Origin of the sequence: Candidatus Planktophila lacus, assembly GCF_002287925.1 — a bacterium.
Lineage (GTDB): Bacteria > Actinomycetota > Actinomycetes > Nanopelagicales > Nanopelagicaceae > Planktophila > Planktophila lacus.
In genome coordinates, this window is the sequence record NZ_CP016769.1 from 1,063,102 (window position 1) to 1,084,833 (window position 21,732).

Consider the following 21,732-nt stretch of genomic DNA (forward strand, 5'->3'; position numbering starts at 1 on the left):
GAGTTAGAGCGCGCGCGCCATGCGATCGAAGGCTTCGGTAATTATCTCAGGGCTTGTTGCAAAGTTGAGGCGAACATAATCTTTTCCTAAGGCGCCATAGATATGGCCGGCGTTAAATGCCACTTTAGCGCGCTCCAATATGGCTGCGCCCGGATCTTCGCCAAGATTTAACTTACTTACATCAAGCCAAGCCAGATATGAACAATGTGGAATCGTGTAGCCAATAGTTGGAATCTTTTCTTTGATTTGTTCAGCGATTAGCTTTCTATTGTGATCTAGTTGTTCAATCACTGTATTTAGCCAAAGCTCGCCTTTTTCAAAAGCAGCCACGGTTGCAAAGGCTCCAAGCAAGGAAGCGCGATAGTGCAAGGCAGGTGGAAGTTCATTTAACTTCTCATGCATCTTCGCACTCTGCGAAATTATAATTGCGCATTTGAGCCCTGCGATATTCCATCCTTTACTAGCCGCGTTCACAGCCACTCCTACTTCAGCGGCATCTTCACCCAGTGCTAACAATGGGGTAAACGGTTGCTCTTTAAAGGTTAGCGGCGCATGAATTTCATCTGAGATAACTATGACGCCGTGCTTCTTGGCTAGCGCAACTATGCGAAGTAAATCTTCGCGGCTGTAGACCTTGCCCATTGGGTTATGAGGGCTACAAAGTAAATGAACCTTTAACCCGCTTTGATAAGCCTTTTCAATGCCGGCCCAATCGTGGCTCCAACCTGTTCCATCGGCTTCTTCTGCGTTTTTTATAAATGGAACATCGACCATTGCAATCTTGGTCTCATTAATCCAGGTGTAGAAGTTTTGATAGACGGGTGAGCTGATTAAAACTTTATCTCCCGGCTTGGCAAATACACGCAATAGCTCGACAACGGCAACTCCGACATCAGTTGCGATGCGAACAAAAGTTGGCTCAACATCCCAGTTCCAACGGCGCTTTGCGAAACCAGAAAATGAAGTACCCATCTCGGGGATTGAGCCGAGATATCCCAAATCTGATTTCGAAATCATTTCAGATAAAACTTCGCGAATGCCGTCGGCTACCGGAAAATCCATCTCAGCGACTGGCAGCGGAAGGATGTCATGGGTAAAGCCTCGCCATTTCTCGCTGCGATGTGTCTGTAACTCAGCAAGAGAAGGTGCAGAAATTAGGCGATCGCTCATGTGAGTGAGTATGCCAGTTAAGCCTCGTTTGGTGAAAGGCGGCGCGTAGAATTTCGTACTACAAGCGTTGTTGGAAGAACTAGTGAATGCGGTTCAGCGCTTGGTTTTCTTAACCTTTCCATAATTGACCACGCTGCCATCTCACCCATCAACTGCACTGGTTGTTCGATAGTTGTTAAATCTGTGTATTCAGACATTTCATGGCCATCAAATCCCACAATAGAGAGATCCTCTGGCACTTTTAGCCCATGGCGGCGAGCAGCTTGCATTGCGCCAAATGCCATCTCATCAGATTCGCAAAAGATTGCAGTTGGGCGATTTGGGCGAGCCAATAGATCATCCATCGCTCTTGCTGCTGTGTGCATTGTGAAATCTCCGTGGACCTCACGTGATGGAACCCATTCAATATTGTTTTCTTGCAGCGCTTGAATAAATCCTTTACGGCGATCTTGTGGCACGCTGAAATTAAAGGGATCATCCGGATGGCCCGACATCAAGCCGATTCTCTTGTGGCCCTGATTTACTAAATGTTGCGTAGCTGTTCTTGCTGCAGCAACATCATCGATTGCAACGCTAGAACATTTGTTATGGTGCATACCAACTAAAGAAACCGGTATTCCTAGATTCAAAATCGAGTCGAACTCTTCTTCAGTTGGCGGCAAACTAATTACGATCAACGCATCTACTCGACCCTTTAGAAGCTGATGTTGAAAGAGTCGTTCGCGGCCTTTCATCTGGCTGAAGTTGTAGAGAAGCAGATCAAAGCCCGCTTCGCGGAGCGCTTGTTCGGCACCACTGATTACTTGCGCGAAGTACCAACGCGAAATGAAGGGCGCAACTACTCCGATGCTGTTAGTTCTGCCGAGTGGGGTTTTATTAGTTGCTGGAGTAATCGGATAATTAAGTTTCTCCGCTGCAGCCATGATCTTTGCGCGAGTTGCATCGTTAACGTGGTGAAAGCCGCGCAGAGCGCGAGAGACCGTGGCAGTCGAAACGCCTGCCTCTTCGGCGATCTCTTTAATGCCCGCCATGGCTCCTCCTTTTATCGCTCCTGCAACCTCTGAAAATTTCTGCAACAGACTATGCAAGAACTGCAAAAGTACGGCAAGAGAGACGTTGGTTGCAAGGGGTGGAGTTTAGTTACTTGTTTTGGCTTATTTGGCTTCCAGGATCATTGAGACAGAGTTGATGCACCAGCGCTGATCTGTTGGAACCTCATAACCTTCGCCCTCAAAGACATGTCCTAGATGTGAGTCACACGATGCGCAACGAACTTCAGTGCGAATTCGTGGCGCAAGCGAGCGGTCTTCGATCAAGGTGACGGCATCATCGGCGGTAGGTGCGTAGAAAGAAGGCCAGCCGCAGCCGGAATGAAACTTGGTTTCCGAACGAAAGAGTTCTGCATTGCAAGCTTTGCAGCGATAAATGCCCACAGTTTCGCTATCGGTGTATTCGCCAGTAAATGGACGTTCGGTGGCGCCATTACGTAATACCTCATATGAAAGTGGGTCGAGTTTTGCCTTTAACTCTTCTTCATTGAGCTCAATTTTTTTTGCCATTAGATGCTCGCTCCTTGGGGAAATGCCGTGCCGGTACTTGAATGGCAGTCATATCCGTTGGGATTCTTCGCTAGATATTTCTGGTGATACTCCTCGGCTAAGTAGTACTCAACGCCAGCGGCGCTAAGAATTTCAGTAACAATCGCACCGATTCCATCTGCTGTGAGCGCGTTTTGGTAGAGATCTCTAGTTGCGAGCGCTTCGGTCATTTGTTCAGGCGTTGTCGTATAGATCGCGCTGCGATATTGGGTTCCGATATCTCCACCTTGCGCATTTAGCGAAGTTGGATCATGCATTGTCCAAAATTCTTCAAGCAGTCTGCGATAAGTAACAATTGCTGGATCAAATTCAACGCAGACCATTTCGGCGTGGCCTGTTGCTCCTGTGCATACAGCTTCATAGCTCGGATTGGCGATTGTGCCGCCCATGTAACCAACGCTGGTATTTGTTACTCCATCAATCTTCCAATAACGCCTTTCAGCGCCCCAGAAGCAGCCAGTTGCGAAATATGCGATCTCCATAGCGCGCATTCTTTCAGGTGATAGCGATTCCTGCTCAGTTAGGTAACCTAGGTCTACCTGCGCCCCCGTAGCTCAGGGGATAGAGCACCGCCCTCCGGAGGCGGGTGCACAGGTTCGAATCCTGTCGGGGGCACGCGACCTAAATCACCTCTCATTTACCAAATCTCTTTCCATTCATCCTTGTTTATCAACCTAGTAACAGGGAGAATTGGTCACTTACGCGAGAAGATTTTGAGCTTTGTCTTGATTTCATCGCGTCTTGGATTTCACTGCATTTACCAGAAGGAGATAACTCATGGATTGGCGACATCAATCAGCATGCCGCGACGAAGATCCAGAGCTCTTCTTTCCCGTAGGTAATACCGGCCCAGCCCTAACTCAAATCGAAGAGGCGAAAAAAGTCTGCAATCGCTGCATCGTTAAAGATGCTTGTTTAGCTTGGGCGTTAGAGAGTGGACAAGATGCTGGCGTTTGGGGCGGCCTCTCTGAAGATGAGCGCCGTGCGCTTAAGCGCCGTGCAGCACGTAATCGTGCGCGCATGATGGAGCAGAACAACTCCATTTAGTTTTTAAATTTATTTAAATAGGAAAAGTTAAGCGCGCCTCGGTACCTGCGGGCGTACGAACTAAATCTATATTTCCACGTAGCTCGTTCTCAGTTAAGGTTCGAACAATCTGCAAGCCCAGATTTGAAGATTCCGCAAGAGAAAATCCTTTTGGCAAGCCAACACCATCATCAAAGATTGTAATCTCAGCGCCACTTTCACCTCGTCCGACCGTTATCGTTAAATGGTTTCCGGACTCAGCAAGGCCATGTTCTAGGGCGTTATGAATTAACTCGGTTACAACTAATGAAAGCGGGGTTGCAATACGCGGATCAAGTGCGCCTAGCTCTCCCGTGCGCGCAATCCGCAACTGGCCCATTCGTGGACTTAGATCCAAAGCATGAGCAACTAAGCGATCTAAAACATCATCAAAGGCAACGGATGCTTCAGCGCTACTAGAAAGTGTTTCGTGAACGAGAGCGATAGATGCAATACGACGGACCGCTTCATTTAACGCAGCACTTGCGGCTGGATCTTCGATGCGACGAGATTGCAATCTAAGTAAGGCTGAAACTGTCTGCAAATTATTCTTAACGCGATGATGGATCTCACGAATAGTCGCATCTTTAGTCACTAGTTCACGCTCACGACGACGAAGTTCTGTAACGTTCTGCAAGAGGACTATCGCACCGATTCGATCTCCACCTGCAAGCAATGGAAGCGCTAACAGATCAACAGTTCCGCCAGCATTTTCAATTTCAACTCTTCGTAGCGCCTTGCCGCTCAAACCCACTTCGATCGCTTCTTCATGCGCTTCAAGTTTTACAACTGAAACGCTACGTGCAGCCTGTCCGAGATTATTTCCTTCGAGTTCGCCGGCCCAGCCCATTCGGCTAAATGCAGATTTTGCATTCGGGCTGGCGTAGATAATTGCACCGTTGATATCCAGTCTTATTAATCCATCTCCAACACGAACTGCCGGATCAAAGAGTTCGCTATGTTCGGTATAAGGAAAAGTTCCCTCTGCCACCATGCGATAAACGTTGTGGGCGACTTCTCGATAATTTAATTCGAGGCGACTTGGTTGACGCATTAATTCGGCGTTGCGATGTCGTGAAATTACTGCAATTACTTGATCGCCAAGAATTACCGGAATTGTCTCTTCCTTAATGAAAATCTCTCCGAACTTTTCTGGCTGCGTATCGCGAATAATTTCGGCTTCCGATAGCGCCTGATCAATTCTGGGACGGGCACCCCATTCGATTTCATCTCCTATTACATCCTGGTTAAAAACGGTGGCAGCCGTTGTTGGGCGAATATGCGCAACCGCAACATATCCAGATGGCCAAGTCTTAAAATCTTTGCGGAGTGGGACCCATAGAATCAAATCAGCAAAAGAAAGGTCGGCAAGGAGTTGCCAGTCAGATGTTAACTCGCGAATGCGCCTAATCTGTTTAGCATCTAACGGACTTCGATCACGTAAAAACTCTTCTAACTTAGGCATCGCAAACTATCCCTGCAACCAATCGCTAAGCGCTGGTTTTATCTCCTGAGTTGCAAACCAAGTTAGCTCTTCACCATCTGGTGAAACCAAGAAAGCGCATTGCACGTTTTCCCACTTGGCGAGATCCTTTAAAATCACAAAATTTTCACCGTGCTCGGCAATTTCAGGATCGCTAACTTCTAGCGCCAAGATAAAGCCGGCACTTGTTGGATTTGCGCGCATCTCTAGCGCTTCATCGGCTGCGAGCATGGAAAGAAGGAATTCGCCTTCTTCATCATCCATCTCGCTATTTGCTGTTAAAAACTTAATTGTTGGGGCATACAAAGGTCCGCACTCCATAGAATGTGATTCTAGGAATGCGGCGATTTCTTCAACCGTTACTGGAAGATACCCACGCATGGCGCTAAGGGTATAAGAGATTTAAGGCTGGCTTTACTTCCGAGAAATTGCGCTTATCGCCTGCGCGATCTTGCCGATCTCTTTGCGCAGCGCTCCCCTTTCAGAAGCTTGCACCAGAGTTGTGCGTTCATCGATTGCTAACTGGCAAGATCGCGGGTCCCAAGGAAGATTCCACTGAACCGCAGATCTGAGCGGCGCCCGCTTTGAAGCGTTTATCTCTTGATCGCGCTTATTCGAAGAATTTGTATTCACAAGATGAATCTCGGCAGATATGGAGATATTTGTAAGACTTTGAACAAATTCATCGCATCGTTTCTGCGCCAGAAAAGTTGAGTTGGTTGTAAAGAAAAGTTGATTTGCATTGCGAGCTGCCCAAATCTTTACCGCTGAACTCCAACGTCTATCGGATAGTTCTCGAGCGAGGAAGGCCACTGAGCCAAGATCAATAACTATCAGTTCGAACTTTTCTCCTGCAGCCATAACTCTTTCTTCAAAATCTGCGGTTGTCTCTTGGGTTAACTCCATTATCGATAAGTTCTCAGAAAAATCACGCCATCTTGCTTCGCTAGATAACTTACGTTGATCCAAGAGCGATGAGATAGCCGGTGCTTGAAAGCTGGCTTCAATCAGTAGAGTTTTAACGCCTAATAGAGCGCTTTCTTGCGCCAGATTTATAGCGATCGTTGTATTTGCAGTTCCATGCCCAATACCTCCAATAGCAACTACCTTGGCTCCGCACTTTGTATTTGCATGGATCATTGGCGCTCGAAAGCCAGAGGATCTGACATTTTCCAAGATGGCTAAGGTTAAGTTTTCCGGAGAAGTTGGCCTCGCAAAAACGTTGGAAAATCCTCGATCGTTTCCAGAATGATCGGCAAATCCAAAGAGTGAAGTACTAGGTGATTCCAACTTTTCTATCTCAGCTGAGCTAGCCCCGGGTAGGTCTGTTGAGAATAAAAGCAGAAGTTTTTTTCCTGAGTTAACAGATAACGCCCTTTGCAGTTCTGAAAAATCCATTACCCGGGCAACGACGTTCCATCCTTGGCTAAATAGCGCGCGTGAAACCTGTCCCTCAAATTCAGGATCTGCGATTGCAGTTATTACCGTTGGTACTTCTAAGAGATCCATGGGCTACTCCAAGGCGCGAACAATTACCAGTCGCCCACTAACTGTCGCATCGAGCAAGTTGATGATCTGCGAATCGATAAGCGAAATTGTTAGCGCGATATCGGATGAGAAATTGGCAGATTTTCTATCAATCGACCGAATATAGGCGCTCTGTACAACGATTTCTGGCATGCCAATCTGAACGCCGCCCATAGAGGGCTCGGGGACCCAATAGATATTGATCGCCTCGCCTATAGATATATCTATAGGTAAATCCGAACTGCGAACAGCAATTGGTACCTGCTGCGTGCGTTGACTTGGCGCGAGATCGCTAACGTCATCTATAGAAATTAACTCGCCGGCGCTCTGTGCTCTCGTGATAAAACTGCCAATCAAAGTTGTGCGACTTGAAAAGTACCTAGAAGAGCTCTCCCCCAGTGCAACCTTGATCTGTTCAATTTGGTCACCAGATATTTCAACTCCCGGGGCTAGTGCGTTCTTTGCCACCCAGTAACTATCGGTTCTATTTCCTAAAGCGGTCAGCGCTAGCGCGGAGATTAGCGCTGCGGCAAATAATGAGACTGCAACGATAAATCTCGTTTGGGCTGCCTTCTTCTGTGTATTCATAGTGGGGTACTAAATGCCATCAGCGCACTTCAGCGGCTTGCTTATCCACAGTAATACTTTCGGATGAGAAGAAGCAGCACTTTAAATTGATGAGTATTTCTGCATTGCGAGCGACCCTGCGCCATGACTACTCAAAGAGAATATACAGAAGTTAAAAGGGAGCTACGCCTGGTTTCTAGTTGCGAGGATCCAGCGCTATGGACCCATCCGCAGCTAGATCTTTACTCACTTTCCGAGATTGCCAATAAAAAGAAATTTGAGCCGCTTCCCCAGCAAAGTGCGAAACTTTACTTAATTCCATCCAACTTCGGTGAAGAGTATGAACCAGGGTTTGAACCTGTACCCACATCGGCAAGCGAATTGCCTGAGTTACATACTTGGACGATGAAATTTGCTGTAAGCGTTGTAGAAATTTGGGCCGGTCGCCGCCAGCCAGCACAATTGATATCACGCTGCCATCGCCATATCTATATGCAATTGCTAAAGCAGGTGGGAAGTCAGAAAGAGATTGGAAGAATTCGAACCATCCATCAGAGCCAACCCCTAGATGGTATTTGTGAATCAACGATCACCGTTAGATACGGTGATCGACTGCGCGCGATGGTAATCCGATTTGAAGGCGTTGATAAGCGTTGGTTATGTACGGAACTGCGTCTGCTTTAAGCGGCACCGTGGCAACGTTTGAATTTCTTACCTGAACCACACGGACATTGTGCGTTACGGGAAATTTCACCCTTTGTGGAAACACCAGATTCATCGGCTGCTGTGTATTGGAGCGCAGATAAATCAGAAGGTTTCTCAGTGATACCTGCCGCAACAACTTCGGAGCCATCGCCTTGGACAGAAACTTCAACGTTGAAGACCAAACTTGCAAGCTCCTCTTTGATTCCATCCATCATCGCTGAGAAGAGTTCATAACCTTCGCGCTGGTATTCAACTAGAGGATCGCGTTGCGCCATCGCGCGCAGACCAATTCCCTCTTGGAGGTAATCCATCTCGTAAAGATGTTCACGCCACTTTCGATCTAGAACTGAGAGCAATACCTTGCGCTCTAATTCACGCATCACACCTGCACCAAGTTCGTTCTGGCGCTTTTCATAAGCCGCTGTTGCATCTTCCAGGATTTGATCAGCTAAGTAATCGACATCTAACGCTGCGCGTGAGCCAATTTTGGCAATAAGTTCGTCGGCGGTAAAACCAATTGGATATACAAGCTTTAGCGCTTGCCATAGTCGATCAAGATCCCAATCTTCGCCGTAGCCCTCAGCGGTTTCGGCATTTACATAAGCAATTAGCGTATCTGCCAAGAAAGTTTGTACCTGCGTAGAAATATCTTCGCCTTCAAGTACTAGGCGTCGCTCACCATAAATTACTTCACGTTGGCGATTCATTACATCGTCATATTTCAAAACGTTTTTACGGATCTCGAAGTTCTGTGCTTCAACCTGAGTTTGAGCAGAGCGAATGGCATTGCTCACCATCTTTGACTCGATTGGTTCGTTATCTGGAAGGCCTGCTGCAGATAAGAATCGCTCAACTAACGCCGAATTAAAGCGGCGCATTAACTCATCTTGCAGTGAAAGATAGAAGCGAGATTCACCTGGATCACCTTGACGTCCAGAACGTCCGCGTAACTGGTTATCAATACGACGAGATTCATGGCGTTCGGTGCCAAGAACATAGAGGCCACCAAGGGCAACAACTGCCTCATGATCTTTGGCAACTGCGGCTTTCTGTTTAGCAATTTCTTCTGGCCATGCCGCTTCATATTCAACTGGGTTATCAACAGGTGAAAGTCCGCGTCGTTGAAGTTCGAAGTCAGCCATGAATTCAGGGTTTCCACCGAGCATGATGTCCGTACCGCGACCTGCCATATTGGTTGCCACTGTAACTGCGCCGCTAACTCCAGCACGAGCGATGATTGAAGCTTCGCGTTCGTGATGCTTAGCATTTAGAACTTCGTGAGGAACTCCTGATTTCTTAAGAAGTGCTGAAAGCTCCTCAGATTTTTCAACTGAAACTGTTCCGACGAGAACAGGTTGGCCTTTACGATGACGCTCGACGATATCTTGGGTAACCGCCGTAAATTTTCCGAGTTCAGTCTTATAGACCAGATCCGCCTGATCCATGCGCTGCATTGGGCGGTTGGTAGGAATTGGGACGACGCCAAGTTTGTAGATCTGTTGAAATTCAGAGGCTTCAGTCATCGCCGTACCGGTCATACCTGAAATGGTTTCGTATAGGCGGAAATAGTTCTGAAGTGTGATCGTAGCCAAAGTCTGGTTCTCATCTTTAATTTCGATGCGCTCTTTAGCTTCAAGCGCCTGATGTAAACCTTCGCTGTAGCGACGGCCCGACAACATACGGCCTGTGTGCTCGTCAACGATTAAGAGCTCGCCGTTCATGACAACATAATCTTTATCGCGCTTGAAAAGTTCCTTGGCGCGGACTGAGTTATTTAGATAACCAATTAACGTTGTATTTGCCGCCTCGTAGAGGTTTTCAATCTTAAGCAGTTCTTCAACCTTGGTCACGCCATCTTCAAGAATTCCGATGGTCTTTTTCTTCTCGTCTACTTCGTAGTGTGTGTTGCGCTGCAGTTTGTCGGCAATATTTGCAAACTCTACATACCATTTAGTTGCTTTATCCGCGGGTCCGCTGATGATCAAAGGCGTACGAGCTTCATCGATAAGAATTGAGTCAACTTCATCGACTACTGCAAAGAAATGATCTCGCTGAACACAATCATCGAGTGTCCATGCCATGTTATCGCGCAGGTAATCGAAACCAAATTCATTATTTGTACCGTAGGTAATATCTGAGTTGTACGCGATGCGACGCTCAGAAGGAGTCATGCTATTTACAATTACTCCGACGGTAAGTCCTAGGAAGCGATGGATACGACCCATCCATTCGCTATCGCGCTCAGCAAGATAATCGTTAACGGTAACAACGTGAACGCCTCGACCGGCAAGTGCATTTAAATATGAGGGAAGGGTTGCAACGAGAGTCTTACCTTCACCTGTTCGCATTTCAGCAATATTTCCGCGATGCAGTGCGGCGCCACCCATTATCTGTACGTCATAGTGGCGCTGACCAAGTGTGCGCTTTGCCGCTTCTCTAACTACAGCGAAAGCTTCAGGAAGTAAATCATCGAGAGTTGATCCAGCGGCAAAACGAGATTTAAATTCATCGGTCTTGGCGCGAAGCGCTTCATCGGAAAGGGATGAGATCGCAGGCTCAAAGGCGTTTACTTGATCGACAACCTTGCTTAACTCGCGAAGAATCTTTCCTTCGCCAGCCCGCATGATTCGGTCAATAATCTTTGCCATTTACGACCCTTTCCAAACCAATTCCTACCCATTTGGTATCCAGTTGCTACAAATCTAGACCCCTTATCGTAGGGGTTTAGCCGTACAACTTGTTACCGCGCCAAGCACGGTAAAACCTGCAGTACGCAAGGCCCGGATCGCCTCGGCCAGGGTGGCCCCAGTGGTGATCAGATCATCAATAACAATAATCTTAGGTCCAGTATTCCCTGCGCAAAATTCAGTGGTGAAATCAGGTGATATTGAAAGCGCCCCAGAAATATTCTCTGATCTATCCATGAGATTTAACTGAGATTGATCTCTTACTTTACGAATATGTGTCAATGGCGATTGGTGAGGTAGCCCTACTTCAATTGCTACCTGCGTTGTAATCTCTTGCAAGAAATTTCTGCCTCGTTTTCGATTAGCCGATTTTCTCGAAGGTATAGGTACAAGAGTTGCGGGGCCGTGACGGCTGACAAATAGTTTAAGTGAGTGAACTATTCCATTAACAATTAGTTGATCTGCTGCCTTAATTTGCGACTCCTTTGCGCTTAACAAGACGCGTGAAGCGATCGGAGAATATTGGATAGCAGAAAATACTGGGAAGCTTTCGCCACGACAATTTATCACTCGTTGATAAAAATGCGGATGCCACTGTTTGCGACATTCAGAGCAGATCGAAATTCCTAGCCTGGAACAACCGATGCAACGGGAAGGAAAAATAATTTCGGTGAGGTTAAACACCGCCGGAGTATTGCTTAGAAAATATCCACCCGAATTGAAATTAAATTGGCTGAGGATAATCTTTCGGTTGTGGACGTATTGGTCTACCGGAAATCTGAGATCCGGCAATTAGCGGAAGTGTAAGAACGAAGTGCGCCCCATGACCGAGCGCTCCCCAGGCATCGAGTTCGCCGTTGTGTAACCGTGCATCTTCAAGTGCAATTGAAAGACCTAGCCCTGTACCTCCGCGTACGCGCGCTCGAGATGGATCAGCACGCCAGAAGCGATCGAAGACTCGCGAGAGCGATGCAGGGTCCATTCCGGGGCCAAAATCTCTTACTCCAACTCCAACTTCGCTGTCGGTTGCAACAACTGAAACGTGAATTGGTTTCTCATCTGAGTGATCAAGAGCATTAGACAGTAAGTTGCGCATTATTCGCTCAACGCGTCGAATATCGGCCTTCACCATTACCTGCTCGGTTTCGTGGTCAATTTCCACAGAAATAGTGTGGTCGTGGGCGTTAGCTCGAACATCTTCAATACATCTTTCGATCAGCCTTACCAAGTCGAAATCAACTGGTTCAAGAACCGCTACTTCTGCATCAAATCGGCTTACTTCTAATAAGTCTTCAAGTAATTTCTCAAAGCGATCAAGTTGGGCAACCAAAAGTTCAGAGCTCCGCGCAATATTTGGATCAAAACTTGCTTTCGCACTGTAGATAACTTCTGATGCCATGCGAAGGGTGGTTAGCGGGGTACGAAGTTCATGCGAAACATCTGAAACAAATCTCTGCTGTACGCGAGATAAGTTTTCCAAACGTGTGATCTGTGATTCCAGTGAAAGAGCCATCTCATTAAATGCTGTGCCTAGTGTGGCAATTTCATCTGAGCTTTCCACCTTCATGCGCTGTGAAAAATCGCCTTCCGTAAACTGTTGGGCAATGCGGGCAGCTTCTCTAACCGGCCGAACAACTTGCCTTACTACCAACCAAGTGATTAAGCCGATCAGGAATAGCAGTGCCAGGCCGGTGAACAGCAGGGAACTTTTGATTAGCGAAAGAGTTGTATTTTGATTGGTTAGTGAGTAAACCAAGTACATCTCGTAGTTACCGGAGTCAGGAATCGCAATTCGACGACCTGCGATTAAGACATTCGCATCTGCACGGTTTTTATATTTTACTGTTGCGTACTTGTATTCGACTATGTCACTGGCACGAACGCGTTGTCTGAGCTCGGTGGGAAACGATGAGATATCTAAATCATCTGTTGCAGTGCTGTAATCGGGCGCTATTTCATTACCTAATGGGTCTGCGCTCTGACCGAAGCGACTGAGAAAGATTGATTTTCGATCTTGGTTAAGGCTTACTTCGGTCGAAGAAATAATTATCTCTTGAACTGTCTCGGTGATGATCTTGGTATTTGCGCCCTTTACCAAGAGAAATTCATATTGCGCATTGAAGAAGGATGAGCGAGCTTCGGCAAGTGAGGTCTCTAAATTAACCTGCTTAACGCCATCAGATAGCTGAGAATAAAGGGCTGAACCGGTAAGCCACACGACACCGAGCGATAGAAGAACCGTCGAGAAAATTACCTTAGAGGCAAGGGAATTTCGAAAGGCAAATAAATTTCGGTTCATACTAGGAACCGCCCAAGACTCCTGCTTTATATCCAACTCCGCGCACAGTCATGATGATGTGTGGGTGCTCTGGATCATGCTCAACCTTGGAACGCAGGCGCTGCACGTGGACATTTACAAGACGAGTATCCGTTGAGTGGCGATAGCCCCAAACCTCACCCAACAGCGCATCGCGTGTAAAGACGCGACCCGGCTCTTTAGCTAAGGCAACTAATAGATCGAATTCCAAACGAGTTAGCGCAATCTTTTTTCCGGCTCTGCTTACTTCATGGGCTGTAACATCAATTGAAAGATCACCGATTACGAGTAGCCCAGAGATGTCTGCATTTGTGCGACGCAAGCGCGTGCGAATACGAGCGATTAATTCGGAAGGGTGGCGAAATGGCTTAACCATGTAATCATCTGCACCGGCTTCAAGCCCGCGCACAACATCATGAGAGTCACCTTTTGCACTCAACATCACAATCGGCACCATAGATTCGGCGCGGATCAACTTACAAACTTCTATTCCATCTAAACCGGGAAGCATTACATCTAGCAGTACGAGATCTGGAGGATTATTTCTAAATACCTCCAGAACCTCGTCACCACGACTTACGAGATCGACATCGATGCCGGCACCGGTTAATACGATGCCGAGCATCTCTGCCAGGTCTTGGTCGTCATCGACGACCATAACCAAAGTCATTAGCTACCGTGCTCCCAAGAGTTGAGGTACATATCTTGTGCAGGAGTTAGCGTGTCGATACGGCCACCCATAGAAATCAACTTCAGGCTGGCAACTTCCTTATCGATATAAGTTGGAACGTTGTGAACACCAGCAGAAAGATTCTTCGCTTCCTTAACTAGGTATTCAGCAGTTAGCGCTTGATCAGAGAATGACATATCCATAACTGATGCTGGGTGTCCTTCTGCTGCTCCTAGGTTAACTAGGCGACCTTCTGCAAGAAGCAATAGACGGCGTCCATCTGCAAGAACGTATTCGTCAGTTTGGTGACGCATCTTCGCATTCTTCTTCTTGGCGTTCTGCTCAAGCCAAGCAACATCGATTTCGATATCAAAGTGGCCTGAGTTAGCCATGATTGCGCCATCTTTCATTACAGCAAAGTGCTCATCACGAAGTACATCGCGGTTTCCTGTAACGGTGATGAAGACATCGCCAAGCGTTGCAGCTTCGACCATAGGCATCACGCGGAAGCCTTGCATCATCGCATCTAGTGCCTTGGTTGGATCAATTTCAGTAACAACTACATCGGCGCCCATACCTTTAGCGCGTTCTGCAACGCCCTTGCCGCAATATCCGAAGCCAGCAACAACTACTACGCGACCTGCGAGCAGGAAGTTTGTAGCGCGGAAGACTGCATCAAGTGTTGATTGACCAGTTCCGTAACGGTTATCGAACATGTGCTTGGTGTCGGTGTCGTTGACAGCGATCATTGGGAATGTGAGTGCGCCATCTTTGGCCATTTGGTTAAGACGAATCACGCCTGTTGTTGTCTCTTCGCAGCCGCCAGCAATATTAGGAAGAAGTTCCTTGCGAGTTGTGTGAAGTGTGTTTACTAGATCGCAACCATCATCGAATACTTGGTGAGGTTCAATATCTAGCGCTGCGTTGATATGTGAATAGTAACCATCGCGATCCACTGCATTGCGAGCAAATACAGAGATTCCGTATTCGTGAACGAGCGCTGCTGCGGTGTCATCTTGTGTTGAAAGTGGGTTTGAGGCGCAAAGTGCAATCTCTGCACCGCCGGCTTTAAGAACGCGCATCAAGTTTGCGGTCTCTGTTGTCACGTGCATACATGCAGAGATTCGTACGCCTGCAAATGGTTGTGACTTTTCAAAGCGCTCACGAATCTGAGCAAGTACTGGCATGTTGCGTTCTGCCCATTCGATGCGCTTGCGGCCCTCGGCTGCAAGAGATGCATCTGCGATATCGTGTTTTGGAATTGTTGTTACAGGTGTCATTGAAATATATCTCCCTAGTTTAAACGGCTGTTTTTCGCTTGACCTTCGGCGTAGGGCTCTACTGTGCTAGTCGGCTATAGGCATAGCGTACTAGTTAAGGGATTAATACGAGGATGTCTAGGTCGCCACGGATCATGTTAAGTACATCATCTCGAACCTTTTTCATACGGGCTTCCGTGGAAGCCTCAACGTTGAGTCGAAGGAGGGGCTCAGTATTTGACGCACGTAGGTTAAACCACCAGGTATCGCCACTTATCGTCAGCCCATCAAGGTGATCGGTTGCTACGCCATCTTTCTTGCCATAAATTTCTTCAACGTGCTTCATTGCAGCGTTTGCATCTGCGACTTCAGAATTGATTTCGCCACTAGAGATATATCTTGAATAAGGTTTAAGAAGAGTCGAAAGTGAACCCTTTGCTTCGCCGAGAGCTGCAATGGCGTGGAGTGCTGCCAACATTCCAGAATCTGCTCTCCAAAAATCTTTGAAGTAGAAATGTCCAGAATGCTCTCCGCCAAAAACTGCTCCGGTATCTGCCATTAATTGCTTTATATAAGAATGGCCAACGCGCGAACGAACAGCCTTCCCGCCTTTTTCTTCAACAATTTCAACGACTGCTCGGGAAGAAATTAAATTGTAAATAATATTTGATCCTGGATATTTCTTTAATTCACGATCTGCAATTAAAGCCGTGAGAGTAGAAGGATTTACCAAATCTCCGTTTTCATCCACCAAAAAGCATCGGTCAGCATCTCCATCAAATGCTAATCCGATATCTGCCTTATGTTTTTTAACCGCCTTCTGCAAATCTTTCAAATTCTTGGGATCTATTGGATTGGCTTCATGGTTTGGGAATGTGCCATCTAACTCAAAATACATCGGAATTACTTCGCAGTTAAGCCGATCAAAGACCGCTGGAGCGGTGTGTCCAGCCATTCCGTTCCCAGCATCAATGACCACCTTTAGCGGGCGGATCTCTGATAGATCAACTAACGAAAGTAGATGATCTACATAAGAAGACAATAAATCCTGCTCTGACTCTTTACCCACGCTTCTAAAATCAATAGGAGATCCTTCATTTACAAATCGTTCAATTGTTAAAAGCCCTGACTCTTTTCCAATTGGACGAGCCCCGCTTAAGCAGAGTTTGATCCCGTTATATTCGGCTGGATTATGGCTAGCGGTAAACATTGCACCCGGAAAGTTAAGTTTGCCTGCCGCGAAATAGAGCATGTCAGTCGATGCTAAACCAATACGTATTACATCTAAACCTTGCGAGGTTACCCCTGCTGAAAAAGCATCGGCAAATACAGGTGACGAGGGGCGCATATCTTCGCCAATTACGACTGTTCCAGGTTCACGTTCTTGTTGCAGGAATCTGGCAAAGGCAACTCCAGTTGCAAATGTGAAGTCAGCGGTAATTTCTACATCAACTAATCCGCGAATGTCATAGGCTTTAAATATTGGAATTTTCTCTTCCTTCGTTAATTAATCTCGAGGAGTATCAATAATCTAGGACGGGACTGCGCGTAAGTGACCGCGCCGACCAAGTGATGCGCTATCGGTTGTAGATGTAGTGAGGCTGTGATCTTGCATTGACTCATGGTTTGCAGCAACTTCACGAACCGCATCTGCAATTGCCATCAAATCATCTTCAGATGGACCAAGGCCTGCCTGCGAAGACTCTTCCTTAATTACAGTCCAACCATTTGGAACAGTTAAGCGTTTTCCGTGAGCTTCACAGAGATCATAAGAATGTGGTTCTGAATAAGTAGCCAGTGGGCCAAGCACTGCCGTTGAGTCCGCGTAAATATAGGTAAGCGTCATCGAAGCCAAGCTTCGGCAACTTACCCGCGAACAACTGCGCCCTGTGCGCGCCAACTTACTCATGACGCTAAGGCTAGTGGTTGAGTAGCAAAAAAACTGGGATTGTCAGGGAGTTAGGACGCGAATATTCGACATTGGAACTGACGATTTAGTCAGAACGCTTCCTGCTGTAAGTGGGAAATATCCATAGCCGCTCTTGGTTGCAACCAGCCCTGCGCCATAAATTCCTTTTCCTGCGCCGGTAATAGATATCGAGCGAACCCCATCTGGAATCTTTACCGCGGCGATATCTTCCCCGTTAATGCGAACGGTTTTACGTTTGCCATTATTGAAGAGAAGTACAAGCTCGGCTTTAACTTTCGCTCCGATAAAGATTAATTGAGGGGCAAGACCTGCGACCGAAAAGTTTGATTGGGTCAATTCTGCGGCTGCTGTACTCCAGATAAAGTCTGATTTACCCTCAGAGATTGTCTGTGAAAAAACTGAAGCAACAATCGGCTCATCGGAAGAAATTTTGATTCCGAATTTGCTCGCTGGTAAATTCGGATTCAAATCTAAAGTCGCAACCGATCCGCTCTTGATAACTTTGCCTTCTAGCCCAGCAGGAATAAATGATCCATCGGTCGAGTAGACAGAAACGGTGATGCGAGCATCTATTTCACCAGGTGCCAGGATCCGTAAGGTGTGAGGCAATTCAACTGATTTTGATCCGACTTTACGTACCGTATGTGGAATCGCGGGGATAAAGACCTCTTTACTTGCCTTTGGCGCGAAATTAACAATATCGCCACCAAGAGCGCGTAACCCCCGACCGCGCTCGTCGATCATATAACTCGTAACTCGACCTGCTCGTGTGATCGTCTTGATAACTAGCGATTGAGAACCGGGAGATAGTGAATCAACTCCAATTTCAAGATATGAGTTTGCCTTAATGGTGATTGCCTTGGTTGGTTGCGCTCCAATTTCATTCCAAACTTCAATATCTACGATTGCAGCACTTAATCCACTGTTTACCAGGATCAACTTGCCTTTACTTGTTACATCAGCGGCCCCGCCAACAAACCATTGCTCAGTCTGCAATGAAGAACAAATAGTGGAGCCGGCCCAAACGCCTTTTCTAATCTGCCACACAACCGGCGTTGCACCCTGTGACTCTAAAATTATTGGCGCTTTCTTCTGCATGTAGCGCAGAGTTTGCGCAGGAATGAAGGAGAGGGATTTAGTTCCAGTTGATCGAATCTGACTCTTTGAGGAAGGCAGAGAAATCGCACTGGTTAAACCGTTGGGCGTTGAAGGACAGACAACGGCAGGGTAATTTGAAGAGAATTTTCCATTAGATACTGCGACATCCGCCGCATTAGAAAGGGCTAAAACTAAAGCTAGGCCAGATGCCAGAGCCAATGGACGCCTGATCTTCATGCCAGCTCCGAATCTTCAATTTCGCGACGGCGACGTCCAGCGGGAAGTGCCAAGACTACGACGGTGATAAAGATGATTAACTCCAAAGAAATTAGCGCGCGGCGCAGGGATCCGTCATAAAGGAAGCTAACCGTCCCTGGTTGTAATACTTCAAACACCGGCAAGTTAACGACGCTGCGATTTCTATCCAGACGCTGACCTTCTTGCATAGCCCGCCAACCTTGAGCGTAATTCTCGGTAAGAGTTAAAGTTCCTGGCTCTGGAACTGTGACTTCAAATTCAGATTGACTTATCGGTAGCACTGTCGTCTTGCCAGCAAGATTAGTAAATAAAACTGTTCCGGTGTTTGCAGAAATCTTCCAGACAATTCCTGCATTTGTTGATGAGGCTCGAGTAAATCCCCCTAAGCCATCGACAATGCGAACTAAGTTTTCATCGGTCGGATTTTTAAGGAATAGATACTTGATTCCATTAAGTGCAAAGGTGGAACTTGAAGTTAGTCCACTTCCATCGGCAAGCTCAAGTACAGCATTGGTGATTTGTTCACGATTTGATGGCGCCATATCTGGATCGCCAAGTCTGGCATCTCCACCACGCGCCAAATAAAAGTTTAGTGATACATCTTCACCTACTGTGCGAGGTCTAATAACCATTGTCTTCGCATCTTTTTCAACCGCTAAGAACGGAGGAAGTACTATCTCGCGTCCACTTTGCAATGGAGCAGATCCTGCAGTCGTGGCTACCCAAAGCGTTGCCGAGAGCGCATATGTGGTGGTTGCAATTAGCATTACCGCAGCCGAGATGTGACGGAAATTCACATGCGTTGCTTTAAGCCTTTCTCGCAACTTGTCAGATACGGCAATTGCGGAGGCGATTGCCGTCATAGTAGTGATTGCCATAAGAGTTCCGGGGTAGAGCTGCGTTGCGATACTTGTGCCGTTACCTGTTATAGAGATTGCACTGAAAAGAATAGAAATCAACAGTGATACAAATCCAATTTCTGCGATAAAACGAGCACGGGTTGACGAGAAGAGGGAAATTACTAGTACCAAAGTAAGTGGACTAATTAGATACCACGGTAAGGAGCCAGGACCACCTGGGTTCCCTAATAATGCAAAGTTTGGACCACTTCCCTGCAGAAGAAAACCGGAATCCAAGAAAAATCTATTTGGATTAATGATTAACTCGAAACTCCAAGGTGCGCAGATGAGAAGTGGCGTAAATGTCAACGCTAAGCGGCGATAGAGACGAGCGTTGAATAAGACGATATTTACGCCGCTACTGCTATCAATGTAGTCGCGATAAATTGAAAACCCAGTTAGAGCAATTCCTAAAATAAAGATAAATGGGGAAAATGCAAAAATAATCGAGACAAGAAGCGAAAGAGCAAAGACCTTGCGCCAAGAAAATTCCTCAATTTCAAACCAACCTCGGGCGGCGATAGCCAATAATGGCAGTAGCAGCAAGACGATTAAGGTGCTCAAGCGACCAGAGTTAACTGCTGAAATGGCAACTGGGGAAAGTGCATATAGAACAGCGCCAGATGTGGTGAGCCATCTATTTGTTGAGAACTCCTTTAAGAAGTGATGTCCCGTCAGCGCCAGCAATATCGGCGCCAGAAAGAAGAGCACTGCAATAAAGAAGTTGACGTTTCCGAAGAATGGAGTAGCCGCCACCGCAAGAAAAGCCATCCACGTTGGGGCTGATGCGGATGTGCCCATAGCGATGGAGTGCCAACCACTGAAATAGGTATTCCAGAGCGCACTTACACCTGAAGGCTGTTCGGGTAAGGCGCCTCCTGATATTGAACCCAATCTAAACCTTGACCAGAAGAAAGTTAAAACAAATAAAAATAATGTGGCTGCGATTAATGGACGTTTTAAGAGCGTTATCCAACTGCGACTGTTAGCGGGAGTAAGCAAATCTTCTTCATCTAAATTCTCATCAAGCAGAGACGGGTTTCGGACTTCGGTAATCTCACTTGGGAATAGCTGTTCACGAACCCACTCTGCTGAACGCGAGGCGGCCATTCTAAGTTGCGACCATCTGGAAGGAATAAATCGAAGTGCAATCCCTGATGGAACAAGGCGTTGCAACTTTCTTATCTTTCGGGCACGAACTAGTTCACCAGGATGTAAAAATTGCGTTCCTACTGCCAAAATCTCATCACCGGCATAGCCAGGTAGTTTTGCAAAGAGAAAGGCAATTGATCTAAATATTGCACCGGCTAGCAATTGCACGGTGAGCAATGGAAGTCGCCACCAAGATGAATTAACTAATAGAACATACGCGGCATTTCGGCGATCTAATAACAGTGGACGATGTAAGAACGCTTCGGCTACATCAACCGAGCGACGCTCATTTGCAGAAGCTTCTGCATGGAATGCAACAGCGCTCGAAACCGCTATAGCCGCAAATCCCGCTGAGTAAAGGCGCCAACCAAAATCAACATCATCGCGGAATAGATCTAAATTAGGATCAAATCCACCTAGTTGTTCAAATACATCTCTGCGAATTAAAGCTCCTGCGGTGCTAACTGCAAGTACTTCATGGACGCCATCGCGCTGACCTTGGTCGTATTCAGCTGGTTCAAGTCCGGTCCAACGATTTCCATTTGCAGCGATACTGATACCCATTTCCAAAAGGTGCGTGCGATCATGCCAACCAAGGAGTTTGGGGCCGGCCATTGCAACGTTTGGTCGTGTATCAACTTCTGCAATTAAATTTTCAAGTGCAGAACGATCTACAGAAAGATCGTCATGAATTATCCAGAGCCATTCGTGTTCCGGATCGCTGGATGCAGGAAGAGTTGCAACAGCGTGTGCAACTGCTTCGCCGAATCCGGTATCGCGATCCATTGGTAGCACTGGAATGCGTGCGCCTTTAACCAGTTTTGCTGATGAATCAATAGAACCTGTATCAACGGCAACTATCGAATCAACCTGCAGAGTCTGCGAAGTTAAAGAGGCGACTACTTCGGGCAACCAAAGTGTTCCGTCATGTAGAACCAGAATCGCGGTGACGCGATGTGAACTCATGAGAGTTACGCTGGGCGGCGCTTCAAACGGCGACGCTCACGTTCGGAGAGTCCACCCCAGATTCCAAAACGCTCATCGTGTGCGAGCGCGTATTCCAAACATTCTTGACGAACATCGCAAGAGAGGCAGACGCGCTTTGCTTCGCGAGTAGAGCCACCCTTTTCTGGAAAGAATGCTTCTGGATCTGTTTGTGCGCAGAGTGCGCGTTCTTGCCAAGAGAGCTCTAAGTTCTCTCCGCTTGCTAATTTAATTGATGGTCCAGCAGTAGGGGCTGTTGGATTGCCAGTAGGTGTAGCTTCTGGACGAATCGGCATCGACTAATCTCCTCAAGACCTTCGCAGCCAGCCTCGTGTTGAGGTCGGCTTCTCTAGAACGAATTAC

General features: G+C 47.0%; 20 protein-coding genes and 1 tRNA gene. 3 read left to right on the forward strand and 18 right to left on the reverse strand.

Features of this window, described 5'->3' with window-relative positions:
• Window positions 1-3 precede the first annotated feature (3 nt).
• From A1s21148_RS05315 to msrA, 4 genes are all read right to left on the reverse strand, one after another.
• Window positions 4-1,170 carry a MalY/PatB family protein gene (locus A1s21148_RS05315; protein ID WP_095671399.1) on the reverse strand — a complete coding sequence of 389 codons (1,167 nt, stop codon included), beginning with the start codon at window positions 1,168-1,170 and terminating at the stop codon, window positions 4-6.
• Between the two features lie 17 nt (window positions 1,171-1,187).
• On the reverse strand, window positions 1,188-2,201 hold the full coding sequence (locus A1s21148_RS05320) for a LacI family DNA-binding transcriptional regulator (protein WP_095671400.1): 1,014 nt from the start codon (window positions 2,199-2,201) through the stop codon (window positions 1,188-1,190).
• A gap of 123 nt (window positions 2,202-2,324) precedes the next feature.
• Window positions 2,325-2,729, reverse strand: a complete 405-nt coding sequence (gene msrB / locus A1s21148_RS05325; RefSeq protein ID WP_095671401.1) for a peptide-methionine (R)-S-oxide reductase MsrB — start codon at window positions 2,727-2,729, stop codon at window positions 2,325-2,327.
• The gene (gene msrA, locus A1s21148_RS05330; protein WP_095671402.1) at window positions 2,729-3,259 is read right to left on the reverse strand and encodes a peptide-methionine (S)-S-oxide reductase MsrA; all 531 of its coding nucleotides are present in this window, start codon (window positions 3,257-3,259) and stop codon (window positions 2,729-2,731) included. The genes msrB and msrA overlap by 1 nt, the downstream gene beginning before the upstream one ends.
• Window positions 3,260-3,311: 52 nt before the next feature.
• On the opposite strand from msrA, the gene A1s21148_RS05335 reads away from it, so the two are divergent.
• Together A1s21148_RS05335 and A1s21148_RS05340 are read left to right on the forward strand one after the other, a co-directional pair.
• Window positions 3,312-3,383: transfer RNA gene (locus tag A1s21148_RS05335), tRNA-Arg, on the forward strand.
• 162 nt (window positions 3,384-3,545) lie between these two features.
• Window positions 3,546-3,815, forward strand: a complete 270-nt coding sequence (locus tag A1s21148_RS05340) for a WhiB family transcriptional regulator (protein ID WP_095671403.1) — start codon at window positions 3,546-3,548, stop codon at window positions 3,813-3,815.
• A gap of 13 nt (window positions 3,816-3,828) precedes the next feature.
• Here A1s21148_RS05340 and A1s21148_RS05345 read toward each other — a convergent pair whose 3' ends face one another.
• From A1s21148_RS05345 to A1s21148_RS05360, 4 genes are read right to left on the reverse strand one after another with little or no spacing between them, the layout of a single operon-like run.
• The gene (locus A1s21148_RS05345) at window positions 3,829-5,298 is read right to left on the reverse strand and encodes a sensor histidine kinase (RefSeq protein WP_095671404.1); all 1,470 of its coding nucleotides are present in this window, start codon (window positions 5,296-5,298) and stop codon (window positions 3,829-3,831) included.
• Between the two features lie 6 nt (window positions 5,299-5,304).
• Window positions 5,305-5,697, reverse strand: a complete 393-nt coding sequence (locus tag A1s21148_RS05350) for a DUF6912 family protein (protein ID WP_095671405.1) — start codon at window positions 5,695-5,697, stop codon at window positions 5,305-5,307.
• Between the two features lie 33 nt (window positions 5,698-5,730).
• Entirely contained in the window at window positions 5,731-6,825 is a 1,095-nt protein-coding gene (locus A1s21148_RS05355) for a CpaE/TadZ family protein (protein WP_095671406.1), read from the reverse strand.
• Window positions 6,826-6,828: 3 nt separating this feature from the next.
• On the reverse strand, window positions 6,829-7,431 hold the full coding sequence (locus A1s21148_RS05360; RefSeq protein ID WP_095671407.1) for a flagella basal body P-ring formation protein FlgA: 603 nt from the start codon (window positions 7,429-7,431) through the stop codon (window positions 6,829-6,831).
• 123 nt (window positions 7,432-7,554) lie between these two features.
• Between A1s21148_RS05360 and A1s21148_RS05365 the strand changes: the two genes are divergently transcribed.
• A complete protein-coding gene (locus tag A1s21148_RS05365; RefSeq protein ID WP_095671408.1) occupies window positions 7,555-8,094 on the forward strand; it encodes an Rv3235 family protein in 540 nt (179 codons plus the stop codon).
• Here A1s21148_RS05365 and secA read toward each other — a convergent pair.
• The 10 genes from secA to A1s21148_RS05415 all read right to left on the reverse strand — a co-directional run bounded on the left by secA (window position 8,091) and on the right by A1s21148_RS05415 (window position 21,665).
• On the reverse strand, window positions 8,091-10,763 hold the full coding sequence (secA, locus tag A1s21148_RS05370; protein ID WP_095671409.1) for a preprotein translocase subunit SecA: 2,673 nt from the start codon (window positions 10,761-10,763) through the stop codon (window positions 8,091-8,093). The two genes, A1s21148_RS05365 and secA, sit on opposite strands and share 4 nt — an antisense overlap.
• Before the next feature lie 63 nt (window positions 10,764-10,826).
• Entirely contained in the window at window positions 10,827-11,486 is a 660-nt protein-coding gene (locus tag A1s21148_RS05375) for a ComF family protein (protein ID WP_125932392.1), read from the reverse strand.
• Window positions 11,487-11,526: 40 nt separating this feature from the next.
• Window positions 11,527-13,101: an MtrAB system histidine kinase MtrB gene (gene mtrB / locus A1s21148_RS05380; RefSeq protein ID WP_095671411.1), complete on the reverse strand. Its 1,575-nt coding sequence runs from the start codon at window positions 13,099-13,101 to the stop codon at window positions 11,527-11,529.
• 1 nt (window position 13,102) lies between these two features.
• The gene (gene mtrA / locus A1s21148_RS05385; protein ID WP_095671412.1) at window positions 13,103-13,789 is read right to left on the reverse strand and encodes an MtrAB system response regulator MtrA; all 687 of its coding nucleotides are present in this window, start codon (window positions 13,787-13,789) and stop codon (window positions 13,103-13,105) included.
• On the reverse strand, window positions 13,789-15,069 hold the full coding sequence (ahcY, locus tag A1s21148_RS05390; RefSeq protein WP_095671413.1) for an adenosylhomocysteinase: 1,281 nt from the start codon (window positions 15,067-15,069) through the stop codon (window positions 13,789-13,791). Before ahcY ends, mtrA begins: the two co-directional genes overlap by 1 nt.
• Before the next feature lie 94 nt (window positions 15,070-15,163).
• The gene (locus tag A1s21148_RS05395; RefSeq protein ID WP_095671414.1) at window positions 15,164-16,537 is read right to left on the reverse strand and encodes a phosphomannomutase/phosphoglucomutase; all 1,374 of its coding nucleotides are present in this window, start codon (window positions 16,535-16,537) and stop codon (window positions 15,164-15,166) included.
• 42 nt (window positions 16,538-16,579) lie between these two features.
• Entirely contained in the window at window positions 16,580-16,957 is a 378-nt protein-coding gene (locus A1s21148_RS05400; protein ID WP_190276871.1) for a DUF3499 domain-containing protein, read from the reverse strand.
• 42 nt (window positions 16,958-16,999) lie between these two features.
• Window positions 17,000-18,313 carry a DUF5719 family protein gene (locus A1s21148_RS05405; RefSeq protein WP_095671415.1) on the reverse strand — a complete coding sequence of 438 codons (1,314 nt, stop codon included), beginning with the start codon at window positions 18,311-18,313 and terminating at the stop codon, window positions 17,000-17,002.
• Window positions 18,310-21,351: a glycosyltransferase family 2 protein gene (locus A1s21148_RS05410; protein WP_095671416.1), complete on the reverse strand. Its 3,042-nt coding sequence runs from the start codon at window positions 21,349-21,351 to the stop codon at window positions 18,310-18,312. The genes A1s21148_RS05405 and A1s21148_RS05410 overlap by 4 nt, the downstream gene beginning before the upstream one ends.
• A gap of 5 nt (window positions 21,352-21,356) precedes the next feature.
• Window positions 21,357-21,665: a WhiB family transcriptional regulator gene (locus A1s21148_RS05415; RefSeq protein WP_223299370.1), complete on the reverse strand. Its 309-nt coding sequence runs from the start codon at window positions 21,663-21,665 to the stop codon at window positions 21,357-21,359.
• Between the last annotated feature and the right edge of the window lie 67 nt (window positions 21,666-21,732).

Bases quoted from the DNA above. Each gene is read 5' to 3' on its own strand.
- A1s21148_RS05415 (WP_223299370.1), bottom strand. From the start codon at position 21,665: ATGCCGATTCGTCCAGAAGCTACACCTACTGGCAATCCAACAGCCCCT.
- A1s21148_RS05315 (WP_095671399.1), bottom strand. From the start codon at position 1,170: ATGAGCGATCGCCTAATTTCTGCACCTTCTCTTGCTGAGTTACAGACA.
- secA (WP_095671409.1), bottom strand. From the start codon at position 10,763: ATGGCAAAGATTATTGACCGAATCATGCGGGCTGGCGAAGGAAAGATT.
- A1s21148_RS05360 (WP_095671407.1), bottom strand. From the start codon at position 7,431: ATGAATACACAGAAGAAGGCAGCCCAAACGAGATTTATCGTTGCAGTC.
- msrA (WP_095671402.1), bottom strand. From the start codon at position 3,259: ATGCGCGCTATGGAGATCGCATATTTCGCAACTGGCTGCTTCTGGGGC.
- A1s21148_RS05340 (WP_095671403.1), top strand. From the start codon at position 3,546: ATGGATTGGCGACATCAATCAGCATGCCGCGACGAAGATCCAGAGCTC.
- A1s21148_RS05365 (WP_095671408.1), top strand. From the start codon at position 7,555: ATGACTACTCAAAGAGAATATACAGAAGTTAAAAGGGAGCTACGCCTG.
- A1s21148_RS05320 (WP_095671400.1), bottom strand. From the start codon at position 2,201: ATGGCGGGCATTAAAGAGATCGCCGAAGAGGCAGGCGTTTCGACTGCC.
- A1s21148_RS05355 (WP_095671406.1), bottom strand. From the start codon at position 6,825: ATGGATCTCTTAGAAGTACCAACGGTAATAACTGCAATCGCAGATCCT.
- A1s21148_RS05405 (WP_095671415.1), bottom strand. From the start codon at position 18,313: ATGAAGATCAGGCGTCCATTGGCTCTGGCATCTGGCCTAGCTTTAGTT.
- A1s21148_RS05400 (WP_190276871.1), bottom strand. From the start codon at position 16,957: ATGAGTAAGTTGGCGCGCACAGGGCGCAGTTGTTCGCGGGTAAGTTGC.
- mtrB (WP_095671411.1), bottom strand. From the start codon at position 13,101: ATGAACCGAAATTTATTTGCCTTTCGAAATTCCCTTGCCTCTAAGGTA.
- A1s21148_RS05410 (WP_095671416.1), bottom strand. From the start codon at position 21,351: ATGAGTTCACATCGCGTCACCGCGATTCTGGTTCTACATGACGGAACA.
- msrB (WP_095671401.1), bottom strand. From the start codon at position 2,729: ATGGCAAAAAAAATTGAGCTCAATGAAGAAGAGTTAAAGGCAAAACTC.
- mtrA (WP_095671412.1), bottom strand. From the start codon at position 13,789: ATGACTTTGGTTATGGTCGTCGATGACGACCAAGACCTGGCAGAGATG.
- A1s21148_RS05350 (WP_095671405.1), bottom strand. From the start codon at position 5,697: ATGCGTGGGTATCTTCCAGTAACGGTTGAAGAAATCGCCGCATTCCTA.
- A1s21148_RS05345 (WP_095671404.1), bottom strand. From the start codon at position 5,298: ATGCCTAAGTTAGAAGAGTTTTTACGTGATCGAAGTCCGTTAGATGCT.
- ahcY (WP_095671413.1), bottom strand. From the start codon at position 15,069: ATGACACCTGTAACAACAATTCCAAAACACGATATCGCAGATGCATCT.